Here is a 19217-nt window from a genome sequence, read left to right as displayed (position 1 = left end):
GCGCGTCTTTTGCTGTTGTGACGCCGCCATGTCGCACACCTCAACGCGGCATTTGGCCCATGCTCCCGCCGCGCCGACCCCCGATTTGTGATTCGGCACTTCACACCTGCTAAGCTCTTTTACGTTCCCCGCTGGAAATGAAACATCCGCCGAGAAATCGGTTGTCGAAGTCCAGCACGCCCTCGTAGCTCAGGGGATAGAGCGTCCGCCTCCGGAGCGGAAGGTCGAAGGTTCGAATCCTTTCGAGGGCACCAAGGAAAACCCCTTGTTTCGCAGCAATCATGCGCGAAACAAGGGGTTTTTTGTTTTGCCCCGATCCGTCCGCCGACGGGCCCTGCGCTACGCGGCCAGGTGGCGGGCTTCCTCGTCGCCCTGCTTCGCGGCAATCGCCGTCACGGATGCAGCCGCGCGGTTCGCCGAGTCGTTTTCGCGGGCCAGGAAGGCGCCCAGTTCGCTGATGGTGCTCATCAGCGGGGCGGGGAAGACAACGGTCGAATTCTTGTCGACCCCGAGCTCCACCAGCGTCTGGAGGTTCCTCAGCTGGAGGGCCAGCGGGTGGGCCATCATGGTGTCCGATGCATCACCGAGCGCCGCTGCGGCCAGGGACTCACCCTGTGCGGCGATGATCTTTGCCCGCTTCTCGCGTTCTGCCTCGGCCTGGCGGGCCATCGCACGTTTCATGCTCTCGGGAAGCTGGATGTCCTTGAGCTCGACCAGGGTCACCTCGACTCCCCACTCGATCGTTGTCACGTCCAGGATTTCGCGGATCCCGGAGTTGATGACGTCCGTTTCGGCCAGAGTCTCATCAAGGGTGTGCTGGCCGACCACCTTGCGCAGGGTGGTCTGGGCGATTTGGTCGATGGCCGCGTAGACGTTTTCGATGGCGACCACCGACTTCACGGCGTCAACGACACGGAAGTACGCGACCGCGGAGATGTCGACGCTGACGTTGTCCCGCGTGATGATGCCCTGGGACTGGATGGGCAGCGTGATGATTCGCAGGGAGACCTTCGTCAGCCTGTCGATCACGGGGATGATGACGATCAGGCCCGGCTGCCTCGCGCCGATGACGCGGCCCAGGCGGAAGACCACGCCCTTTTCATATTGCTTGACCACGTGGACGGCCAGCCTGGCAAGAATGATGACCAGGAAGGTGATGACCGCGTAGATGACGACGGTGAGTGTCATGGCATGTCCTTATGACGACTGAAGTTTCCAGACGCTGGACACGCAAACCGCAGGCGGCGGTCGGACCGATGGAGGGACGCCGCTACGCGTCCGTGTGAAGCGCATGGTCGCTACCACCAATGTATGACGGGCTTTGCCTGCGGTGGAGAGTCGAAAGACCCTGGAGCATCTGCGGAGAAGAGCCGAATTCGGCTTGGAGGCTAAATAGAGCGACCCCCACAGCGACGGCGAATCTCAGTGGGGGTCTAGCCGCAACAAACCTTGAGAAAGGCGTATTGGCTGCTACGAACATTACAGCCAATGCCGACAATCCCCCGCATCCACGCCACGTGATACTCGATACACCGGAAGCGGACGGGCCGATTCCGGTTAGCGCCGGATCCCGTTTTCGTATGAGTAGACGACAATCTGGACCCGGTCGCGCAGGTCGAGCTTGCGCAGGATCGCCCCGATGTGGGTCTTGACGGTCGACTCGCTCAGGAACAATTTTGCCGAGATTTCCTGGTTCGCCAGGCCCAGTGCCACCGCCGCAAAGACCTCCTTTTCGCGCTCCGTGAGCTCGTCGAAAAGCGCGGGGACATCGGGCACCGGCACCGGTTCGGCTTCAAGCAGCGCGGCAAGATTCTGCGGGGCAATCACCGAATTCCCGGCATGCACCGCCCGGATCGATTCACAGACGAATTCCGGGGTGCTGTCTTTCAGGAGGAACCCGCTGGCTCCATGCCGGACCGCCGTGGCCGCATGGTGGTCCCAGTCGAAGGTGGTGAGCATGATGACCTTCGGGACCTTTTCGAATCGGCCGGTGGTGTCGGAGAAGATCTTCCGCGTTGCCTCGACGCCGCCCATTGGCGACATCTGCACATCCATGAGCACCACGTCCGGCTTGTGCGCGGCGATGGCTTCCAGCGCCTCGGTGCCGTCGGCGGCCTGACCCACCACTTCCATGTCCCTTTGCGCGCCCACGATGATTGCCAGCCCGGACCGGAAAAGCTGCTGGTCATCGACCAACACAACACTGATCATTTGGTCGTTCAACGGCCCGTCCATTCATTGTTTAGCGGAAATGTTGCGGCGATCGTGAAGATGCTCGGGGCACCCCCGTCGCCTTCGTCCGTATCGATGCTGAGCGTTCCGGCAACGGAGGCAAGCCGTTCGCGCATTCCTCCGAGGCCTGTTCCGCTTCGCGGATTCGGCGCGGAAACCTCGAAATAGTTTGTCACGCTGAGCGTGTAGCTCGTGGCGCCCCAGTAGTGGCGGACGTAGATCGGCGTTGTTTCCGTCCCGTGGTGCAGTGCGTTTGCCAGCATCTCCTGGATGATGCGCCTGATGACCGGTAGCAGCCCCGCCGGCAACGGCACCGGCTCCCCCAGAGTTTCCTCCGTGACGTCGTATCCGGTCGCCCTGACATTGTCCAGGATCGCCGAGATGTCCGAGGTCCTCGGGGGCAGGAGGCCGAGCTGCGCCGTTTTCAGGGCCTCGCTGCTTTCGCTCCCGCGGTCGGGCGTCGTCGCTTCCGCGGTTTGCGACAACACGTGGCGCACCTCCCCCAGGGAACGGCGGGCCGCCTCGGCGATGGTTCCCGTCGTTTCGCGGATCTTTGCGACATCGGAATCCGGGATGAATCGGATCGCGTCCGCCTGGGCAATGATCACGGCCAGGGAGTGCCCCACCACGTCGTGCACGTCTCGTGCCAGGGCCGCGTTCTCGGCCCGCAGCCGGGCAAGTTCCAGCGCGTTGTCGGCCTCTTCACGCGCCTGGGCCGTGTAGAGCTCGGCCGATTGCTTGCCGGCAAAGAGCCTGATCATCAGGCCCAGCAGCCAGGGCAGCGTCATCATCGACGCGGTCGCAACAAAAACCGCGATGACCTGGTTGCTGCTGGGCCACTGGTTGTATTCCACGGCACGAATGACGGGTCCCACGAGCCATGAATCGATGCGGATCATGTACAGCGTTCCGAGTGCCGAGCCCAGGAGGATCGACAATCCCGAGAGCGCAACCCAGGTCCTGCTGCCGAAACGGGCGGCCATGCCCACCACATAGAGCGCGGCCAACTGGCTGAGGAGGATGTCGAACCTGTTGTTGACTTGCAGCAATGTAGACAGCCAGATCAAGGAAATCGCCAGGCCCGGCATGGCCCGGGCGCATGCCACCCCGAGCGCTGCAATGCCGATGAAAGCGACCGCGTCCGCGGGATCGGGCCCGCGCCAGGAGCCCGGCCACCCGAGGAAGTATTCGTGTCCGAAAACCACGACGGAGATGAAAACAACCGCAACTATTGCATCGGGCTGCCATCGAATCCAGGAACGGGTCGGCTTGGCGGGCAGGGCCTTCATCACGCCCAAATGCCTGCGTCCGATCGCGCCGGTGCGCAGGTTTGCGGAAGTGGCACCACGCCGGCGGCGAAAGGAACAGGGGTTTGCATACTCCAACGTTAGGCGTAATTGCGTGCCGGCGTGATCGACCTGAGGTACCGGGACCCATCATCCCTGGGTACCATCCGCGGTTTTTACATAGATACCGTGGCCTGATGTGCCCGAAGCCAAAAACGCGAAGGATTGGAGCATGATGAGATTTCCTTCGCAAACACCACGCTCGCCTTTCTCCCGAATGCTGCGAATTGGCATTGTGACGACCTCACTGTCGATACTCATCGTCTCGTTGCTTGGTTTCGCGTACGCGCTGTGGCCGCCGAAGGATCCAGGGGCATCCGGTTTTGCGAATACGCCGACGGCCACAGCGGCAGGGTTTGGCGCCGAGGACATCGGCATGCTCGGTGCGATCTACGGCAACGGGAAAATCCCCGCATCCGAGTTGGAGGAAATAGCTCCCGGCCGCAAATTGATTCCCGTGGCTGCCGAACGGTTCATGAAAATGAAACGGGCCTTGCACAGGGATGGACACGAGCTTCAGGTCAATTCCGCGTACCGCACCCTGTCCGAGCAGGAAGGACTCATCAAACGCCATGGCTTGCTCTCGGACGGAGGAACCGCGGCACCCGTCGGTGAAAGCGACCACGGTTTGGGGCTGAGCGTCGATTTGAAGCTGGACGGCGACGCGTTGCGTTGGATGGAATCGCGGGCCGGGTCCTTTGGTTTCAAGAACACGGTCAAGGGTGAACCGTGGCACTGGACCTACATGGGTGAGAGTTAGCCCTGCCTCGGCGTGCCCGCGGGCGGGTCGTCATCCCCGTATGCCACGACCGCCATCGGATGCTGACCCGGCGGCGGCACTCCGGCGAGCGCAGCCCGCGAAACCAGGGATCGCGGAGGTGTGGCCTTTCCCTGGAATCCGGCAAGTCGGGCAATCCCCCGTTGCGTCCAGGCAGCCCACGCCTTCATGTACCCCGGACGGTTGCCGTTTCCCTCGGGACACGGTCCGCGACGGAGGCAGAAGCAAGCCGGGGCTTCGGCCGGGCCCGTGAAAACACGTCCTCCGGACCGCGAGGCGCCGGTCGCATTTGACCCCCTGCCAATGTCCACCTTGCGCGGCTAATCTGGTCTTGGATCTGTCTACGCAAACAGGTGGGAGGGGAAGCTCATGAGCGTCAGCGATCAGCAGCAAATCGTGCCGGTGATCAGGCGAACGCTCTCCGGTCCGGTCGAGGGATTCCTGGCCGGCGGGATCGAGCACTATTTGGGCGTTCCCTATGCCGCGGCGCCGGTCGGGGAGCTTCGCTTTGCGTTACCGGTCCTTCCCCACCGTTGGACCGAGCCCCGGCCTGCCACGAACATGGGTCCCACGGCACCGCAGGTTGCCTACGAAGGCCCCCTGGGACGCCTTTTGCCCACGGTCAACATTCCCGGGGACGAGTACCTGAATGTGAACATCTTTGCCCCGGCCCACAGGGGCAGCACCTTGCGGCCGGTCATGGTCTGGTTTCACGGCGGATCCTTGAGCCATGGGTCCAATGCACTCCCCGGGTACGACGGAAGCGCCTTTGCGCGGGATGCGATCGTTTTTGTTTCGGTGAACTACCGTCTGGGCATCGAAGGGTTTTCGGTGCTCGAGGACGCACCGATGAACCTGGGCCTTGCCGATCAAATCGCCGCCCTTGAGTGGGTCAAGGCCAACATCGAGGCCTTTGGCGGGAACCCGGCCCAGGTCACGGCATGCGGCCAATCCGCCGGCGGCAACACGCTCGCCGCCCTGCTGGCCCATCCCCGGGCCAACAGCTTGATGGCCCGGGCGATCATCCAAAGTGCCCCGTTGAGCGCGCAGCCGGTGTCCAAGGCACGGCGGGTTTCCCAACGCATCGCCCAGGATCTTGGCATCCTGGATGCCCGCGAGGATTTCCTGGCGAAGTCCCCAGCCGAGCTGCTTGCGTCGCAAGCCAGGGTCCTTTCCGGGGCCACCGCGCTGTCCGGCGGGCCGCAATTCGCCTTGGCCATCGAGCCGGAGCTGGTTCCAGTGGATCCGATGGCCGCGCTGATTGACGGCGAGGGCAGCAACGTGCCGCTCATGATCGGAACGACCACCGAGGAGGCCCGGCTGTGGCTGGTCCCCACGGGCTTGGGCGCCAAGGTCAACGGACTCTACCTGGCAATGGCCCGACGGAAGGTCGGGATTCCGCGCTCCGCCCTGAAGGTGTTCCAGCGGAACCGCCCCGGTGCGACCGCCGGCGAGATCCTCGGTGCACTGCTGACGGACAAACTGCTTCGGGTCCCGATGAGCAAGGTCGCCGACGCCCGATACCATGCCCGGGCACAGACCCATGTCTACGAATTCGCATGGAAGAGCCCGGTCGAGGAACTCGGCGCGGCCCATGCCGTCGAGCTGCCCTTCGTCTTCGACAACCTCGCATTGCCGGACTCCGTGGGCTTGGTCGGCAACTCCGCACCCCATTCCCTGGCCAGCGCCATGCACGAGGCGTGGGTCTGCTTTGCAACCATGGGTGATCCGGGATGGCCGGCCTGGGACTTCAGCCGGCCGGTCAAGACCTTTGACGGAAAGAATAATCAGGTGGTCTTCTCCCCGCGCGACGACGAATGCGAGGCACTCGGTTAACCGTGTTCTGCGGGGTTTTCCCCGACAATCATTCCCACATCGACTAGCGTGAACATCAAGATCATGGTTCTCGGCAGGGGAAAGAAGCACGAATGTTCAACAACGCACTGTGGTGGGCCATCACGCTCATCGTCATCGACATCACGATCCGCGTGCTGGCAATCATTTTCGTGCCGCGCAACCGCCGTCCGACCTCCGGCATGGCCTGGCTGCTTGCCATCTTCCTGATCCCCTACGTCGGGGTGGTCTTCTTCCTCCTGATCGGAAGCCCCAAGCTCCCCCGCAAGCGCCGCGAGGTGCAGGACGAAATCAACGCCTTCATGCGTGCCGTGTCCATCGAGGAACGCCGCAACCAGGACCTCTCGGGAAACCCGGCCTGGTTCAACTCCCTGGCCGAAATGAACTCGAAGTACGGCGGGCTCCCCCTGACGCATGGAAGCAGCGGCCGCCTGCTGGAAGACTACGACGACACCATCGCGGTCATGGCCGAGGCCGTGGACCGGGCCACCGACTACGTCCACGTCCAGTTCTACATCTTCAGCCTCGACACGACGACCGCCCCGTTCTTCGATGCGCTCGAACGCGCCGTGGCACGAGGCGTGCGCGTCAATGTCCTCTTCGACCACTGGGCCTGCCGCGGCAAGCCGTTCTACAAGGAAACCAAGGCACGCCTGGACGGCATGGGGGCCCAGTGGGCCCTGATGCTTCCGCTGCTGCCACTGGAAGGCAAGTTCCAGCGCCCGGACCTGCGTAACCACCGCAAGATCCTCGTGGTCGACGGCAGGGTCGGCTACATGGGATCGCTGAACATGATCTCGCGCGACTACAACGTGAAGAAGAACATCGCACGCGGCCTCAAGTGGCAGGAGCTGGTCCTCGAACTCCGCGGGCCCGGCGTCGCAGCCCTGGATGCCGTGTTCATTTCCGACTGGTACTCGGAAACCGGGGAGGTGCTCACCGAGAGCGTGCGCCGCGCCGAACTCGTCGCAGCGGGCGACTCGCTGAGCCGGCTCGGCGGGTCGCTGATCGACCACCGGGAGGACCAGGGCACCATGCTCACCCAGGTGGTCCCCTCGGGACCCGGGTTCGAGCGCGAGAACAACCTCCGCCTGTTCCTGGGCATGATCCATTCCGCGCAGCAGCGCGTGGTCATCACCTCCCCGTACTTCGTGCCCGACGAGGCGCTGATGTACGCGATCACCTCGGCAGTGGCCCGCGGCGTGCCGGTTGACCTGTTTGTCTCCGAGATCGGCGACCAGGCGCTGGTCTACCACGCACAGCGTTCGTACTACGAGGAGCTGCTGCGCGCCGGGGTGCGCATCTACATGTACCCGGCACCCTACATCCTGCACTCCAAGCACTTCACGATCGACGACGACGTGGCCCTGATCGGGTCCAGCAACATGGACATGCGCTCGTTCGGCCTGAACATGGAGGTCTCGATGCTGGTCCGCGATGTCGGCTTCGTGCACCAGATGCGCGAGGTCGAGGACCACTACCGGGACATCAGCCGGTTGCTGACCCTCGAGGAATGGCTCAGGCAGCCGCTGCGCTCCACGGTGCTGGACAACATCGCCCGGCTCACCTCGGCGCTGCAATAGGCTCCCTTCCGCGCAGCGACGAGGTCGGAGGGGAACTCAACCTAGGACTGGGCTTTGCCCCAATTCTTCCAGCGGAGGTCCATGGCGGCATGAGCAACACCTGGACTAAGACACCGCACCAGTTCAACCCATGGAGATAATCGCATGACCACGGAATTCATTGGAGGAGCTTGGATGCCCTCGGTCGCTAGAGTTTTCCCGCGCGGGATACGGCTGAAAGTTTCGGAGGAAAAGCTCGAATTCAGACTCCGCTACGGGCTGGACCGCTTTTTTGGTCCGTGGTTTCTTGAGCATTCAAAGGTCAAGTTAGTCTTCAGGGAGCCGAGGGGATTGAACACGTATCACACCATAGGAATCCTCGTCAGTAACGACGTCTGGTGGTCGTTCTACACCTACCGCCCGGAGGAGGTTCTGGACTGCCTGGAGGAATTTGGGTATCCGATCGACCCCAATGCCCGGCGCAATCGATGACTGCGGCAGCCTGAACTTCGCCTTCATGCCGCGGTGCTCACCACTCTGATATCCCGCACACATGTAGGCATGTGCGTTGATAAAACTAACCGCACCGTCGCACGGACGACGAAGGAGCCGCACCCGGTGGGATGCGGCTCCTTCGTTCTTCAGGTCTTGCGGATCAGTCTGGAACTACTGAAGCAGTGTCCGGTCATCGAGCTGTGCGCCCTTGATCTTCTCGAACTCGTGCAGCAGGTCCGGAACCGTCATCTTGGCCTTCTGCTCCGAGTCCAGGTCGAGGATGATCTGGCCGTCGTGCATCATGATCAAGCGGGTGCCCAGGCGCAACGCCTGTTCCATGTTGTGCGTGACCATCAGCGTGGTGAGCTTGTGGCGTTCGACGATTTCCTCGGTCAGCCGGGCCACCAGGGCGGCACGCTGCGGGTCAAGGGCCGCGGTGTGCTCGTCGAGCAGCAGGATCTTCGGTCCGGAGAACGTCGCCATGAGCAGGCTCAGCGCCTGGCGCTGGCCGCCCGAGAGCAGGCCGACCTTGGCCTTCAGGCGGTTTTCCAGCCCGAGCTCGAGGGACTTCAGTTCCTCGACGAACAAGTCGCGCTTGCCCTTGTTCACGCCCATGGCCAGGCCGCGGAACTTGCCGCGGCCCAGGGCCAGCGCCATGTTCTCTTCGATCGACATGTTCGGCGCGGTGCCGGCCATCGGGTCCTGGAAGACCCGGCCGATGTACTTGGCGCGCGCGTGGTCCGGAAGCCTGGTGACTTCCTTGCCGTCGATGCTCACGGTTCCGGTGTCCGGGCGCAGCTTGCCGCCAACCATGTTCAGGATTGTCGACTTGCCGGCACCGTTGGAGCCGATGACCGTGACGAACTCGGCGTCATTGAGCGTGAGGTTCACGTCGCGCAGGGCCTTGCGCTCATTGACGGTGCCGGGGAAGAAGGTCTTGTTAAGGTTCTTGATCTCAAGCATTGGTCTTCACCGCGTCTTCCTTTGGAGCAACTGCTTTTCCGTTGATGCGGATGCGGTTGGCGAACTTCGAAAAGCCCTTCCATTGTGGCAGGATCAGCGCGATGACAACCAGTACGGCGGAGATCAGCTTCATGTCGTTGACCTCCAGGCCGGCGTTCAGCGCCAACTGGATGACCAGGCGGTAGATGACCGAGCCGAAGACCACGGCGATGCAGGCAATCCAGATGGCCTTCTGGCCGAAGATCGCCTGTCCGACGATGACCGAGGCCAGGCCGATCAGGATGACGCCGATGCCCATGCCGATGTCGGCGAAGCCCTGGTACTGGGCGATGAGCGCGCCGGCGAGGCCGACAAAGCCGTTGGAGATGGCCAGGCCGAGGATCTTCTGGTTGTCGGTGCTGACGCCGAAGGAACGGATCATTTCCTCGTTGTCGCCGGTGGCACGCATGGCCAGCCCGACGTCGGTGCGCAGGAACCAGACGATCAGTGCCACGACGACCAGGCAGCCGAGGACCATGAGCCCGATCGAGGTCGGCGTCCCCAGCAGCTTGTTTTCGCGCAGGAACGACATGACGGTTGTTTCGCCCAACAACGGGGTGTTGGCCTTGCCCATGATGCGCAGGTTGATCGAGTACAGGGCAATCATCGTCAGGATGCCTGCAAGCAGGCCATCGATCTTGCCCTTGGTGTGGAGCAGACCCGTGACAACGCCGGCGAGTGAGCCGACGAAGAAGGCGAGGATCGTGGCAATGTACGGGTTGACGCCATTGACGATCGAGATGGAGGCGACAGCCGCGCCCGTGGTGAAGCTTCCGTCGACCGTCAGGTCCGGGAAGTCGAGAATGCGGAAGGTCAAGTAGACCCCGAGTGCCATGATCGCGTAGATCAGGCCTAGTTCAACCGCGGTGATCATGGGTGGATCCTTGCGTTTCGAGTGTTGGGTTAATGTCGGTGGCCGGTCGGTGTTGACCGACCGGCCACCGGAAGACCGAAAATCCGGTCGGGATTACTTGGTGTAGGTTTCGACTGCCTCGGAGAGCAGGTCGGCCGGGAAGGTCAGGCCGATCTTCTCGGCAGCGGCGGTGTTGACGTACAGCTCGACCGTGGTGATGGTTTCAACCGGCATGGTTTCCGCCTTCGCCTCGCCCTTGAGCAGCTTCACGGCCATGGCAGCGGTCTGCTCGCCGAGCTTCTCGTAGTTCAGGCCGTAGGTGGCGGTGGCGCCGCGCTTGACGGACTCGCCGTCTGCGGAGATGACCGGGATCTTCTTGTCCTGGGAGACCTGCAGCAGGCCCTCGAGAGCAGAAACAACCGCGTTGTCGGTCGGAACGTAGAAGGCGTCGACGTTCAGGCCGGCAGCGGCCTGCTGGACCTCGGAGGAAGCCGAGATGGCCTTCGCTTCGATGGTCAGGCCGAGCTCTGCGCCGGCTTCCTTGGCCCACTCGACCTGCACCTGCGAGTTGACTTCACCCGAGGAGTAGACGATGCCGACGGTCTTGGCTTCCGGCTTGATCTTCTTGAGAAGTTCCAGCTGTTCCTTGACCGGGTTCTTGTCCGAGGTGCCGGTGACGTTGCCGCCAGGGGCCTCAAGGCTCGCAACGAGCTTGGCTGCCAGCGGATCGGTCACTGCCGAGAAGAGCACCGGAATGGTGGTGATGGCCTGGGCCGCGGCCTGTGCGGTCGGCGTGGCGACGGCAAGCACGAGGTCCATGTCCTTGTCGGCGGCGAACTTGCCGATCATGGCGGTGTTGTTGGCCTGATCTGCCTGGGCGTTGGCGAAGTCGTACTTCACCTTGTCGTCGCCGGTGTAGCCGGCGTCCGCCATTCCCTTCTTGAATCCCGTGACAACGGCGTCGAGGGACGGGTGGGAGACGTACTGGCCGATGCCGATGACAACCGGTCCTTCGGCGGCCGGGGCCGAACCGGAGGCGCCCGGCGCCGGGGTGGAACCGCCACAGGCGGAGAGCACCAAGGCGGTGGCGGCGAGGCCGGCAGCGATCTGGGCGGACTTGAAGAGTTTCATGTTTTTCCTTTCACGACATGCGAGTCATGCCCGGTCTTCGACAATTGCCGCGTCGGGGCCCGTTCAGGATTCGTACGTCCTTGCCTGCGGCCGGAAGTTCTCCTCATGAATCACCTAGATACTACATGTGAATCAACTCACATTTCTTCCATCAACCATGAAATACCAGACGAATTGGTCTTGAGAATCGCCCGGATGATAAAAAGTACGATCAAAACATGCTCAAAATTGACATTTTGTATCTCACTGCACCAACTTTCAGACGGATACTCGGGAATCTCGCCATGATTTCCCCCACTCGATTCGAAAACCGCAAGCCACGTGCCGTTATGGCTGCGTAATCCGTCGGCGCCGGTGCCGGCGGTGCGCCGGAACGGGGAGGGCCCCGGGGCTGGCCTAGACTGGAGAGACCATGGCTCTGACGATTTCCTATCCCGAAGCACTGCCCGTTTCCGCACGTCGTGAAGACATCATGTCGGCGATCAAGGACCACCAGGTGGTCATCGTGGCCGGCGAGACCGGATCGGGCAAGACCACCCAGTTGCCCAAGATGCTGCTCGAGCTCGGCTTGGGCGAAAAGGGCATGATTGGCCACACCCAGCCGCGCCGCCTTGCCGCGCGCACCGTGGCCGAGCGCATCGCCGAGGAACTTGGCACGACCATCGGCGACGAGGTCGGCTTCCACGTGCGGTTCACCGGCGAAACCTCGCGCAACACCAAGGTCAAGGTGATGACCGACGGCATCCTGCTGGCCGAGATCCAGCGCGACAAGCTGCTCAAGAAGTACAACGCGATCATCATCGACGAGGCCCACGAGCGCAGCCTGAACATCGACTTCCTGCTGGGCTACCTGCGCCGCATCCTGCCCAAGCGCCCGGACCTCAAGATCGTCATCACCTCCGCGACCATCGACCCGGAGCGCTTCTCCGAGCACTTCGCGGCCCCCGGCACCGACGGTGCGGAGCCGGTCGGTGCCCCCATCATCGAGGTTTCCGGGCGCACCTTCCCCGTGGAACTGCGCTACCGCCCGCTGAACCCGGCCGACGGCATGGACGAGGACGAGCTGGATCCGGACGCCCAGGTCGAGGACCGCGACCCGCTGGACGCCATCTGCGACGCGGTCGACGAGCTGGCCATGGAAGCCCCGGGAGACATCCTGATCTTCTTCTCCGGCGAACGCGAAATCCGCGACGCTGCAGAGGCCCTGCGCGCCCGCGTGCAGACCAACAAGCGGCTCTCCGGCACCGAGATCCTGCCGCTGTTCGCAAGGCTCTCGCTGGCCGAGCAACACCGCGTCTTCCACCCCGGCTCCGCCCGGCGCATCGTGCTGGCCACCAACGTCGCCGAGACCTCGCTGACCGTGCCCGGCATCAAGTACGTGATCGACACCGGCACCGCCCGCATCTCGCGCTACTCGCACCGCACCAAGGTCCAGCGCCTGCCCATCGAACGCGTGTCCCAGGCAAGCGCCAACCAGCGCTCGGGCCGCTGCGGCCGCGTGTCCGACGGCATCGCGTTCCGCCTGTACTCCGAGGAAGACTACGAGTCGCGCCCCGAGTTCACCGACCCGGAAATCCTGCGCACCAATCTCGCCGCGGTCATCCTGCAGATGAGCTCCATGGGCGTGGTCCGCACCGCACGCGACGTCGCGGACTTCCCCTTCGTCCAGCCGCCGGATTCCAAGTCGATCGCCGACGGCGTCTCCCTGCTGCGCGAGCTCGGCGCCCTGAACACGGGCACCGACGCCACCGTCACCGAGGTCGGCAAGCACCTGGCCCAGCTGCCCGTCGACGTCCGCCTGGGACGCATGATCGTCGAGTCCGGCAAGCGGGGCTGCGCCAAGGAAGTCATGGTGCTGGCCGCGGCGCTGTCCATCCAGGATCCGCGCGAGCGACCCAGCGAGGAAACCGGCAAGCGCGAACGCGCCCAGGAACTGCACAAGCGCTTCGTGGACGACAAGTCCGACTTCTCCTCGTTGCTGAACCTCTGGCGCTACCTGCAGGAACAGCAGAAGGAACTCTCCTCCTCCGCGTTCAGGCGCCTGTGCAAGAACGAATACATCAACTACCTGCGCGTGCGCGAATGGCAGGATCTGTTCGCACAGCTGCGCCAGCTGGCCAAGCCGCTGGGCATCACGCTCTCCCCCGACCCGGTGGACCCGTCGGGCAACGAGGACGCCATCCACGTCTCGCTGCTCTCGGGCCTGCTGAGCCATGTGGGCTCCTGGGACGAGCGCAAGCGCGAGTACGTCGGCGCCCGCGGAACCCGCTTCTCCGTCTTCCCCGGCTCCGCCCTGTTCAAGAAGTCGACAGAGTGGGTCATGGCCGCCGAGCTGGTTGAAACCAGCCGCCTCTGGGCCCGGACCGCCGCCCGACTGGACCCCAAGTGGGTCGAGGAGGTCGCCGGCGACCTGCTCAAGCGCAGCTATTCGGAACCGCACTGGTCGCGGAACAACGGCGCCGTCATGGGGTACGAGAAGGTCACGCTCTTCGGCCTGCCGATCGTCCCGCGCCGCCGCATCCAGTACTCGCGGGTCGACCCCGAGCTCTGCCGCGAGCTGTTCATCCGCCATGCCCTGGTGGAAGGCGACTGGAAGACCCACCACAAGTTCTTCGCCCGCAACCGCCGAGTGCTTGAGGACATCGAGGAACTCGAGACCCGCATGCGCCGCCGCGACCTGCGAGTGAGCGACGAAGACCTCTTCGAGTTCTACGACAAGCGGCTGGGCCCCAACGTGGTCTCCGAACGGCACTTCGACCGCTGGTGGAAGACCGCCCGCCACGAGAACCCGACGTTGCTGGACTTCGACCCCGAGGCCCTGCTGCTCGCCGATGCCCAGGAACTCGACGAGACCGCGTTCCCGCGCACCTGGCGCCACGGTTCACTGGACCTGGACCTGGTCTACGAGTACAACCCGGCGGCCACGGCCGGGGAATCCGACGGCGTGTCAGTGCGCGTGCCGGTGCTCTTCCTGAACCAGCTCGACCCGGTGCGATTCCGCTGGCTCATCCCCGGTCTGCGCGTGGAGCTGGTGACGGCGCTGATCAAGTCGCTGCCCAAGGCCATCCGCAAGAACTTCGTGCCGGCACCGGACGTGGCGCGCCTCGCCGTCGCAGCGCTGGAAAAGGACTTCAACCCGGAGACCGACGACCTCGCCGCGTCCCTGGAACTGGTGCTGCGCCGACTCAAGGGCGTGGTGATCCCGCCGGACTCATGGAACTGGGACGCCCTGCCGGAGCACCTGAAGTTCTCCTTCCAGGTGATCGACTCCGACGCGAAGATCCTTGACGAAGCCAAGGACCTGGCGATGCTGCAGCAGACCCTTGCCGCGGCCAACCGGTCGGCCCTCGCCCGCTCGCTCGGCGTGAAGCCGGGCGCCTCGATGCCTTCGGGCAAGCAGGCAGGAGACGGGGACGCCAAGGGAACCGCAGGCAGGAACGGGAAGAACGCACCCGCAAATTCCCAGACAGCCCGCGGTAAGTCCGGCGCAGTGGCCACCACGGTATGGGAACGCAAGGGCCTCACAGACTGGGACAACCAGCTGGGCCTCAACGGGACCATCACGCCCAAGGTCGTCTCCGAGGTCGCCGGCCAGCAGGTCACTGCATACCCGGCGCTACGCGATGACAAGACCAATGTCCGGCTCACCGTGTTCCGCAACGAGGCCGAGCAGCTCGCGGCCCACCGCACCGGCGTGATCCGCCTGCTGCTGCTCAAGGTGCCGTCCCCGTCCCGGTACGTGCTGGACCACCTGAGCAACAAGGAAAAGCTTGTCTTCACGCAGAACCCGCACGGCAGCGTCGAGTCGCTGATCCAGGACTGCACCATGGCAGCGGTCGACAAGCTGGTGCCCGAGGCCCTGCCGTTCAACAAGGCCGACTTCGACGCCCTCTACGAGAGGGTGCGTGCGGAGCTGATCGACACGGTCTTCGCAGTGACGGCCATCGTGGAGAAGGTGCTTTCGGGCACCCGCCAGATCAACAAGGAGATCAAGTCGGCGTCTTCGATGGCGCTGATCAACGCGCTCAACGACGTGAAGACCCAGCTGTCCCAGCTGGTCTACCCCGGCTTCGTGGCGGCCACCGGGTACGCCCAGCTGGCCCAGTTGCCGCGCTACATCACCGCGATCGAGACGCGCCTGGAAAAGCTGAAGGCTGGCAACGTCACCCGCGACAATGCCGCGACCCTGCAGATCCAGGCGCTCGAGGACGAGTACGACGCCGCGCTGGACATGCTGATCCCGGGCATGAGCACTCCCCCGCTGCTGGCCTCGGTGAAGTGGATGCTGGAGGAATTCCGCGTCTCGCTCTTCGCCCAGGAACTCGGCACCGCGTATTCGGTCTCCGAGAAACGGATCCGCCTGGCCATCAAGGACGGCTTGGCCGCGGCCCGCTAAGACAGGGGAAAATTCGAACCTGTTCCGGACCACAATGGCCGGGCCGGCTGCCGTTTTGCAGCTTGCCTGGCCGTTCGGCTTTGACGTGCAGGGCTTCACCACGGCGTCACGTCGCGGTCGCAAGCTCAGTCGAGCAATACACTTGGACACGGCAAAAGCCAAAACAGCTGAGTGAAAGTGTGGAATCGTCGTTGAATTTCTTCAGAAAGAAAGTGCTTCTGTGGCCTGTTCTGCTGATCACGTTCTGCATTGTTGGGTCCATCATGCTGGTTTCATTGGCCGCGTTTGGCGCGATCAAGCTACCGTTGGCGCTGTCGAATTTCCTGAGTCTTGATTCAAGCTCTGAGAGCCACGATTCACAAATCCGCGATGCGGTAACTCGCCATGAACAGGTTGTGCTTCTCGGTTTGGGCATCGAGGGCCTTCGGGAGAAGAACCAGCAAACCGAATTCCACGGGATCGATATTCCGGGCAGCGACCGTATGTCGCTCATGCAGTATGGCTTCCAGGCCAAACTAGGTATCGATGGCAGGGCCGTAGAAATCGAGCAGACCGGCGATAACAGCTACATTGTGTCCATTCCCCGTTTCATCTTCATCGGGCACGACGACGAGAGCTTCAAGTTGGTCGACGAGGACAACGGCGCACTGAGTTGGATCACCCCGGAGATCGACGCCACCGAGATAGTCAATGACATTCTCGACGACGAAACCAAGAACCAATACGTCGAGTCCAAGGAAACGGAACTGAAAGAGCAGGCCGAGAGTTTCTACAAGGGCATCATCAACGGCGTTGATTCGGAGACTGCCGTTGAATTCAAGTTCAACGGTTGAGGCAGGGAAGCCGGATCCAATACCGGACTTTCACGACGTGTGGTCCCGATCGTCCGAGGCTGATCCGCCGCCCGGGTTTTCGGCAAATGGCAGGTGACGAAGGCACCGCCGGGCCGAGACCGTCCTGCCCGATGCCGCCTTCCTGGAAGCGTTCGGCAGCACCATGATGGACCTCTCCACGCGTCCGCCCGCTGCCCGCGCCGGCTATGACCAAGGCAAGGCCGTTGTCGGGTAGCTCACCGGGTTCTGGGGCTGGTGACCTCAATGTCGGTCGAACCGACGTGCGGGTATCGACCAACACCCGAACGCCGGTTCCCCTCGCGATGGGGCGATGCCATGATGGGGTTCATGCGCATTGAAGAATGGTGGCCCCGGCTGGATGCCGAAACCCGGCAATGGATGATCAACAACAACGGGGATGCCGTGCCGGCAGAAATCCTTCAGCGGATCATGGCGGTGACGGGCGATTCCGCAGCCCATGCCCCATGGGTTGGGTCCGATGATGCCGAGGGGTTCTTTCTCTCGGATACGGCAGTGGACTGGATCGAGGAAATAGCGAACGGTGAAAGCCCGGACCTGTAGCCAGGTGGCCCGGACACCCGCCATGTGGGTGTCCGGGCAGCAAAAAGCCTCCGTGCCGATCGGGTGATCGACACGGAGGCTTGCTCGCTACATGCGCTGGTTAGGCGGCCGGAACGAATTCCCCGTGGCCGTCCTCGCGCAGTGCGGCGCGCAGCCTCTCCGCGTTTTCATCCATCGTGGCCGGGTTCGGGTTGGCATCCGCGCGGGCCAGGTCGAAGTCCGCCAGCGAGTTAGTCGGCCACACGTGCAGGTGCAGGTGCGGAACCTCGAAGCCCGCGATCATCAGCCCGGCGCGCTCGGCGCCGAAGGCACGCACCTGGGCGTGGCCGATCTTGCCCGCGACGTCGGTGAGGTGGTTCATCAGCTCGGCGGGAGCCTCTGTCCATTTGTCGATTTCCTCCCGCGGAACCACCAGTGTGTGGCCGTGCGTGATCGGACCGATGGTCAGGAACGCTACGGCTTGCTCATCCTTCCAGACGAAGCGGCCCGGGATTTCCCCGTTGATGATCTTGGTGAACAGTGTGCTCATGCACCCTCCTTGGCTGTCTCGCCGAGTGTGGCGATATCTAGGACAAATCTGTATTTCACGTCGGAGGCGACCATGCGGTCCCAGGCCTCGTTGACGTGGTTTGCGTCGGTGAGTTCGATGTCGGCGGCAATGCCGTGCTCCGCGCAGAAGTCCAGCATTTCCTGGGTCTCGCGGATCGATCCGATGGGCGATCCGGTGTAGCTCAGACGTTTGAAGAGCAGTGCTCGGGTGTCGAACGCGGGCATGCCGTCGGCCGGGAGCGAGAGTTGCACCAGCGCCCCGTCGCGCTTGAGCGTCCGCAGGTACACGCCGATGTCGTGCGGCGCGGAGACCGTGTCGATGACCAGGTTCAGCGAGTCGTCGGCCGCATTCAACTGCGCCGCGTCCGAGGTGTTGGCAACGGTTTCGGCACCCAGCGCCAACGCGGATTCGCGCTTCTCCTCGCTGCGCGTGAACACCGTGACGCTGGCGCCCATGGCCACGGCCAGCTTCACCGCCATGTGTCCGAGCCCGCCCAGACCCAGCACGCCGACCTTGCTGCCGGGCCCGACCTTGTGGTGGCGCAGCGGCGAGTAGCTGGTGATGCCGGCGCAGAGCAGCGGGGCCGCGGAGGCCGGGTCCAGCGAATCGGGGATGCGCAGCACGAAATCGCGGTCCACCACGATGCTCTGCGAGTAGCCGCCTTGCGTGTATTCGCCGGTCTTCGGGTCGGTGGACCCGTAGGTGCCCACGCCGCGTCGGCAGAATTGTTCGAGTCCCGCAAGGCAGGCTTCGCATTCCCGGCAGGAATCCACGAGGCATCCCACGCCCACGCGCGCCCCGACGGCGAGGTCGTTCACCTGTCCGCCAATCTCGCGGATGATGCCGACCATTTCGTGTCCCGTGACAAGCGGCAGCTTCTTGGCGCCCCACTCGCCGCGTCCGGCGTGGACATCGCTGTGGCACAGCCCGCAGTATTCAAGCTCGATGACCACGTCCCGGGCACCGGGTTGCCGGCGCTCGATTTCCAGCTCGGTGAGCGGTCCGTGTTCCTCGACGATGCCCAGCGCCCGGACTTTCTTCGGGCTATGGGCTTCGCCGGACGCTGCAGCTTCGGCCCGTTTGGCGAGCGTCTCGGCGCGGTCCTTGATGCGTTGTGCGGCATTGTGTGGCGGGGGTACCGGGCGACCAATCATGCTTTTGAACTTACTCCTTGGCGGGCGCGGGTGCCAGCGCGCTACGCCTACCGAAACGAGACACGGGCCGCTACCCCAGAGCCGTCCACATGGCGACCGTCGCCAACGCCAGCCAAAGGACTAAAGAGCGCGCATGGAAGCAGCGGCAGCAGATACCACGTGTTGGCCCGCACCCGCTTGGCGGAGAGCACCGCGATACCCAACGGCAGCAAGAGCAGAAACGTGTTGTCGCTGATCGTGATGAACCAGATTGAAATACCGAGGATCCCCAGGGCCACGACGGGCCCGGGCGCCTGGGCCTTGCCCGATGCCCGCACCGAACCGGTTTGCATGGCCATTTGTCTGCTCCTGGTGCGACGGCTGGATCCTGTCCTTGGAACGAGCCTATCCCCGCCCGCCGACCTTGGACAAAAGCCGGTGATACCGGCAACAAAAACAATGCCTGACGT

Annotated in this window: 16 protein-coding genes and 1 tRNA gene; 8 read left to right on the top strand and 9 right to left on the bottom strand. The window is 63.5% G+C overall.

Annotated features, from left to right (window positions below):
• Positions 1–178: 178 nt before the first annotated feature.
• Positions 179–254 (top strand) — tRNA-Arg (locus ACIQLF_RS09365).
• 85 nt (positions 255–339) lie between these two features.
• Here the strand turns inward: ACIQLF_RS09365 and ACIQLF_RS09360 are convergent.
• From ACIQLF_RS09360 to ACIQLF_RS09350, 3 genes are all read right to left on the bottom strand, one after another.
• Positions 340–1188, bottom strand: a complete 849-nt coding sequence (locus ACIQLF_RS09360) for a slipin family protein (protein WP_400297221.1) — start codon at positions 1186–1188, stop codon at positions 340–342.
• A 369-nt stretch (positions 1189–1557) separates the two neighbouring features.
• On the bottom strand, positions 1558–2211 hold the full coding sequence (locus ACIQLF_RS09355; protein ID WP_400297218.1) for a response regulator: 654 nt from the start codon (positions 2209–2211) through the stop codon (positions 1558–1560).
• 8 nt (positions 2212–2219) lie between these two features.
• Positions 2220–3521, bottom strand: a complete 1302-nt coding sequence (locus tag ACIQLF_RS09350; RefSeq protein WP_400297743.1) for a sensor histidine kinase — start codon at positions 3519–3521, stop codon at positions 2220–2222.
• 196 nt (positions 3522–3717) lie between these two features.
• On the opposite strand from ACIQLF_RS09350, the gene ACIQLF_RS09345 reads away from it, so the two are divergent.
• The 4 genes from ACIQLF_RS09345 to ACIQLF_RS09330 all read left to right on the top strand — a co-directional run bounded on the left by ACIQLF_RS09345 (position 3718) and on the right by ACIQLF_RS09330 (position 8264).
• On the top strand, positions 3718–4338 hold the full coding sequence (locus ACIQLF_RS09345; RefSeq protein WP_400297215.1) for a D-alanyl-D-alanine carboxypeptidase family protein: 621 nt from the start codon (positions 3718–3720) through the stop codon (positions 4336–4338).
• Positions 4339–4725: 387 nt separating this feature from the next.
• Positions 4726–6192 (top strand): carboxylesterase/lipase family protein, encoded by a 1467-nt coding sequence (locus ACIQLF_RS09340; RefSeq protein ID WP_400297212.1) that lies wholly within the window; start codon positions 4726–4728, stop codon positions 6190–6192.
• 92 nt (positions 6193–6284) lie between these two features.
• On the top strand, positions 6285–7793 hold the full coding sequence (gene cls, locus ACIQLF_RS09335; protein WP_400297209.1) for a cardiolipin synthase: 1509 nt from the start codon (positions 6285–6287) through the stop codon (positions 7791–7793).
• 144 nt (positions 7794–7937) lie between these two features.
• The gene (locus tag ACIQLF_RS09330) at positions 7938–8264 is read left to right on the top strand and encodes a hypothetical protein (protein WP_400297207.1); all 327 of its coding nucleotides are present in this window, start codon (positions 7938–7940) and stop codon (positions 8262–8264) included.
• A gap of 174 nt (positions 8265–8438) precedes the next feature.
• Here the strand turns inward: ACIQLF_RS09330 and ACIQLF_RS09325 are convergent, their stop codons facing one another.
• The 3 genes from ACIQLF_RS09325 to ACIQLF_RS09315 all read right to left on the bottom strand — a co-directional run bounded on the left by ACIQLF_RS09325 (position 8439) and on the right by ACIQLF_RS09315 (position 11253).
• Positions 8439–9230 (bottom strand): ABC transporter ATP-binding protein, encoded by a 792-nt coding sequence (locus tag ACIQLF_RS09325; RefSeq protein WP_400297204.1) that lies wholly within the window; start codon positions 9228–9230, stop codon positions 8439–8441.
• The gene (locus ACIQLF_RS09320) at positions 9223–10143 is read right to left on the bottom strand and encodes an ABC transporter permease (RefSeq protein WP_400297202.1); all 921 of its coding nucleotides are present in this window, start codon (positions 10141–10143) and stop codon (positions 9223–9225) included. Before ACIQLF_RS09320 ends, ACIQLF_RS09325 begins: the two co-directional genes overlap by 8 nt.
• A 93-nt stretch (positions 10144–10236) precedes the next feature.
• Positions 10237–11253, bottom strand: a complete 1017-nt coding sequence (locus ACIQLF_RS09315; RefSeq protein ID WP_400297199.1) for an ABC transporter substrate-binding protein — start codon at positions 11251–11253, stop codon at positions 10237–10239.
• A gap of 412 nt (positions 11254–11665) precedes the next feature.
• Between ACIQLF_RS09315 and hrpA the strand changes: the two genes are divergently transcribed.
• The 3 genes from hrpA (at position 11666) to ACIQLF_RS09300 (ending at position 17064) form a co-directional block, all read left to right on the top strand.
• Complete coding sequence (gene hrpA, locus ACIQLF_RS09310) at positions 11666–15649, top strand: ATP-dependent RNA helicase HrpA (protein ID WP_400297197.1); 3984 nt, start codon at positions 11666–11668, stop codon at positions 15647–15649.
• Positions 15650–15828: 179 nt separating this feature from the next.
• Complete coding sequence (locus tag ACIQLF_RS09305) at positions 15829–16482, top strand: hypothetical protein (RefSeq protein WP_400297195.1); 654 nt, start codon at positions 15829–15831, stop codon at positions 16480–16482.
• Between the two features lie 348 nt (positions 16483–16830).
• Complete coding sequence (locus tag ACIQLF_RS09300) at positions 16831–17064, top strand: hypothetical protein (RefSeq protein ID WP_400297192.1); 234 nt, start codon at positions 16831–16833, stop codon at positions 17062–17064.
• A 100-nt stretch (positions 17065–17164) separates the two neighbouring features.
• Here ACIQLF_RS09300 and ACIQLF_RS09295 read toward each other — a convergent pair whose 3' ends face one another.
• Genes ACIQLF_RS09295 through ACIQLF_RS09285 form a run of 3 tightly spaced genes read right to left on the bottom strand, consistent with a single transcriptional unit; the run spans position 17165 to position 19106 of the window.
• The gene (locus ACIQLF_RS09295) at positions 17165–17593 is read right to left on the bottom strand and encodes an HIT family protein (RefSeq protein WP_400297190.1); all 429 of its coding nucleotides are present in this window, start codon (positions 17591–17593) and stop codon (positions 17165–17167) included.
• Positions 17590–18768 (bottom strand): NAD(P)-dependent alcohol dehydrogenase, encoded by a 1179-nt coding sequence (locus tag ACIQLF_RS09290; RefSeq protein WP_400297188.1) that lies wholly within the window; start codon positions 18766–18768, stop codon positions 17590–17592. The genes ACIQLF_RS09295 and ACIQLF_RS09290 overlap by 4 nt, the downstream gene beginning before the upstream one ends.
• A 47-nt stretch (positions 18769–18815) precedes the next feature.
• Entirely contained in the window at positions 18816–19106 is a 291-nt protein-coding gene (locus ACIQLF_RS09285) for a hypothetical protein (protein ID WP_400297186.1), read from the bottom strand.
• Between the last annotated feature and the right edge of the window lie 111 nt (positions 19107–19217).

Origin of the sequence: Paeniglutamicibacter sp. NPDC091659, assembly GCF_044756805.1 — a bacterium.
Lineage (GTDB): Bacteria > Actinomycetota > Actinomycetes > Actinomycetales > Micrococcaceae > Paeniglutamicibacter.
The sequence above is the reverse complement of the archived record's forward strand: the minus strand, read 5'-3'. Positions and strand labels throughout refer to the sequence as shown.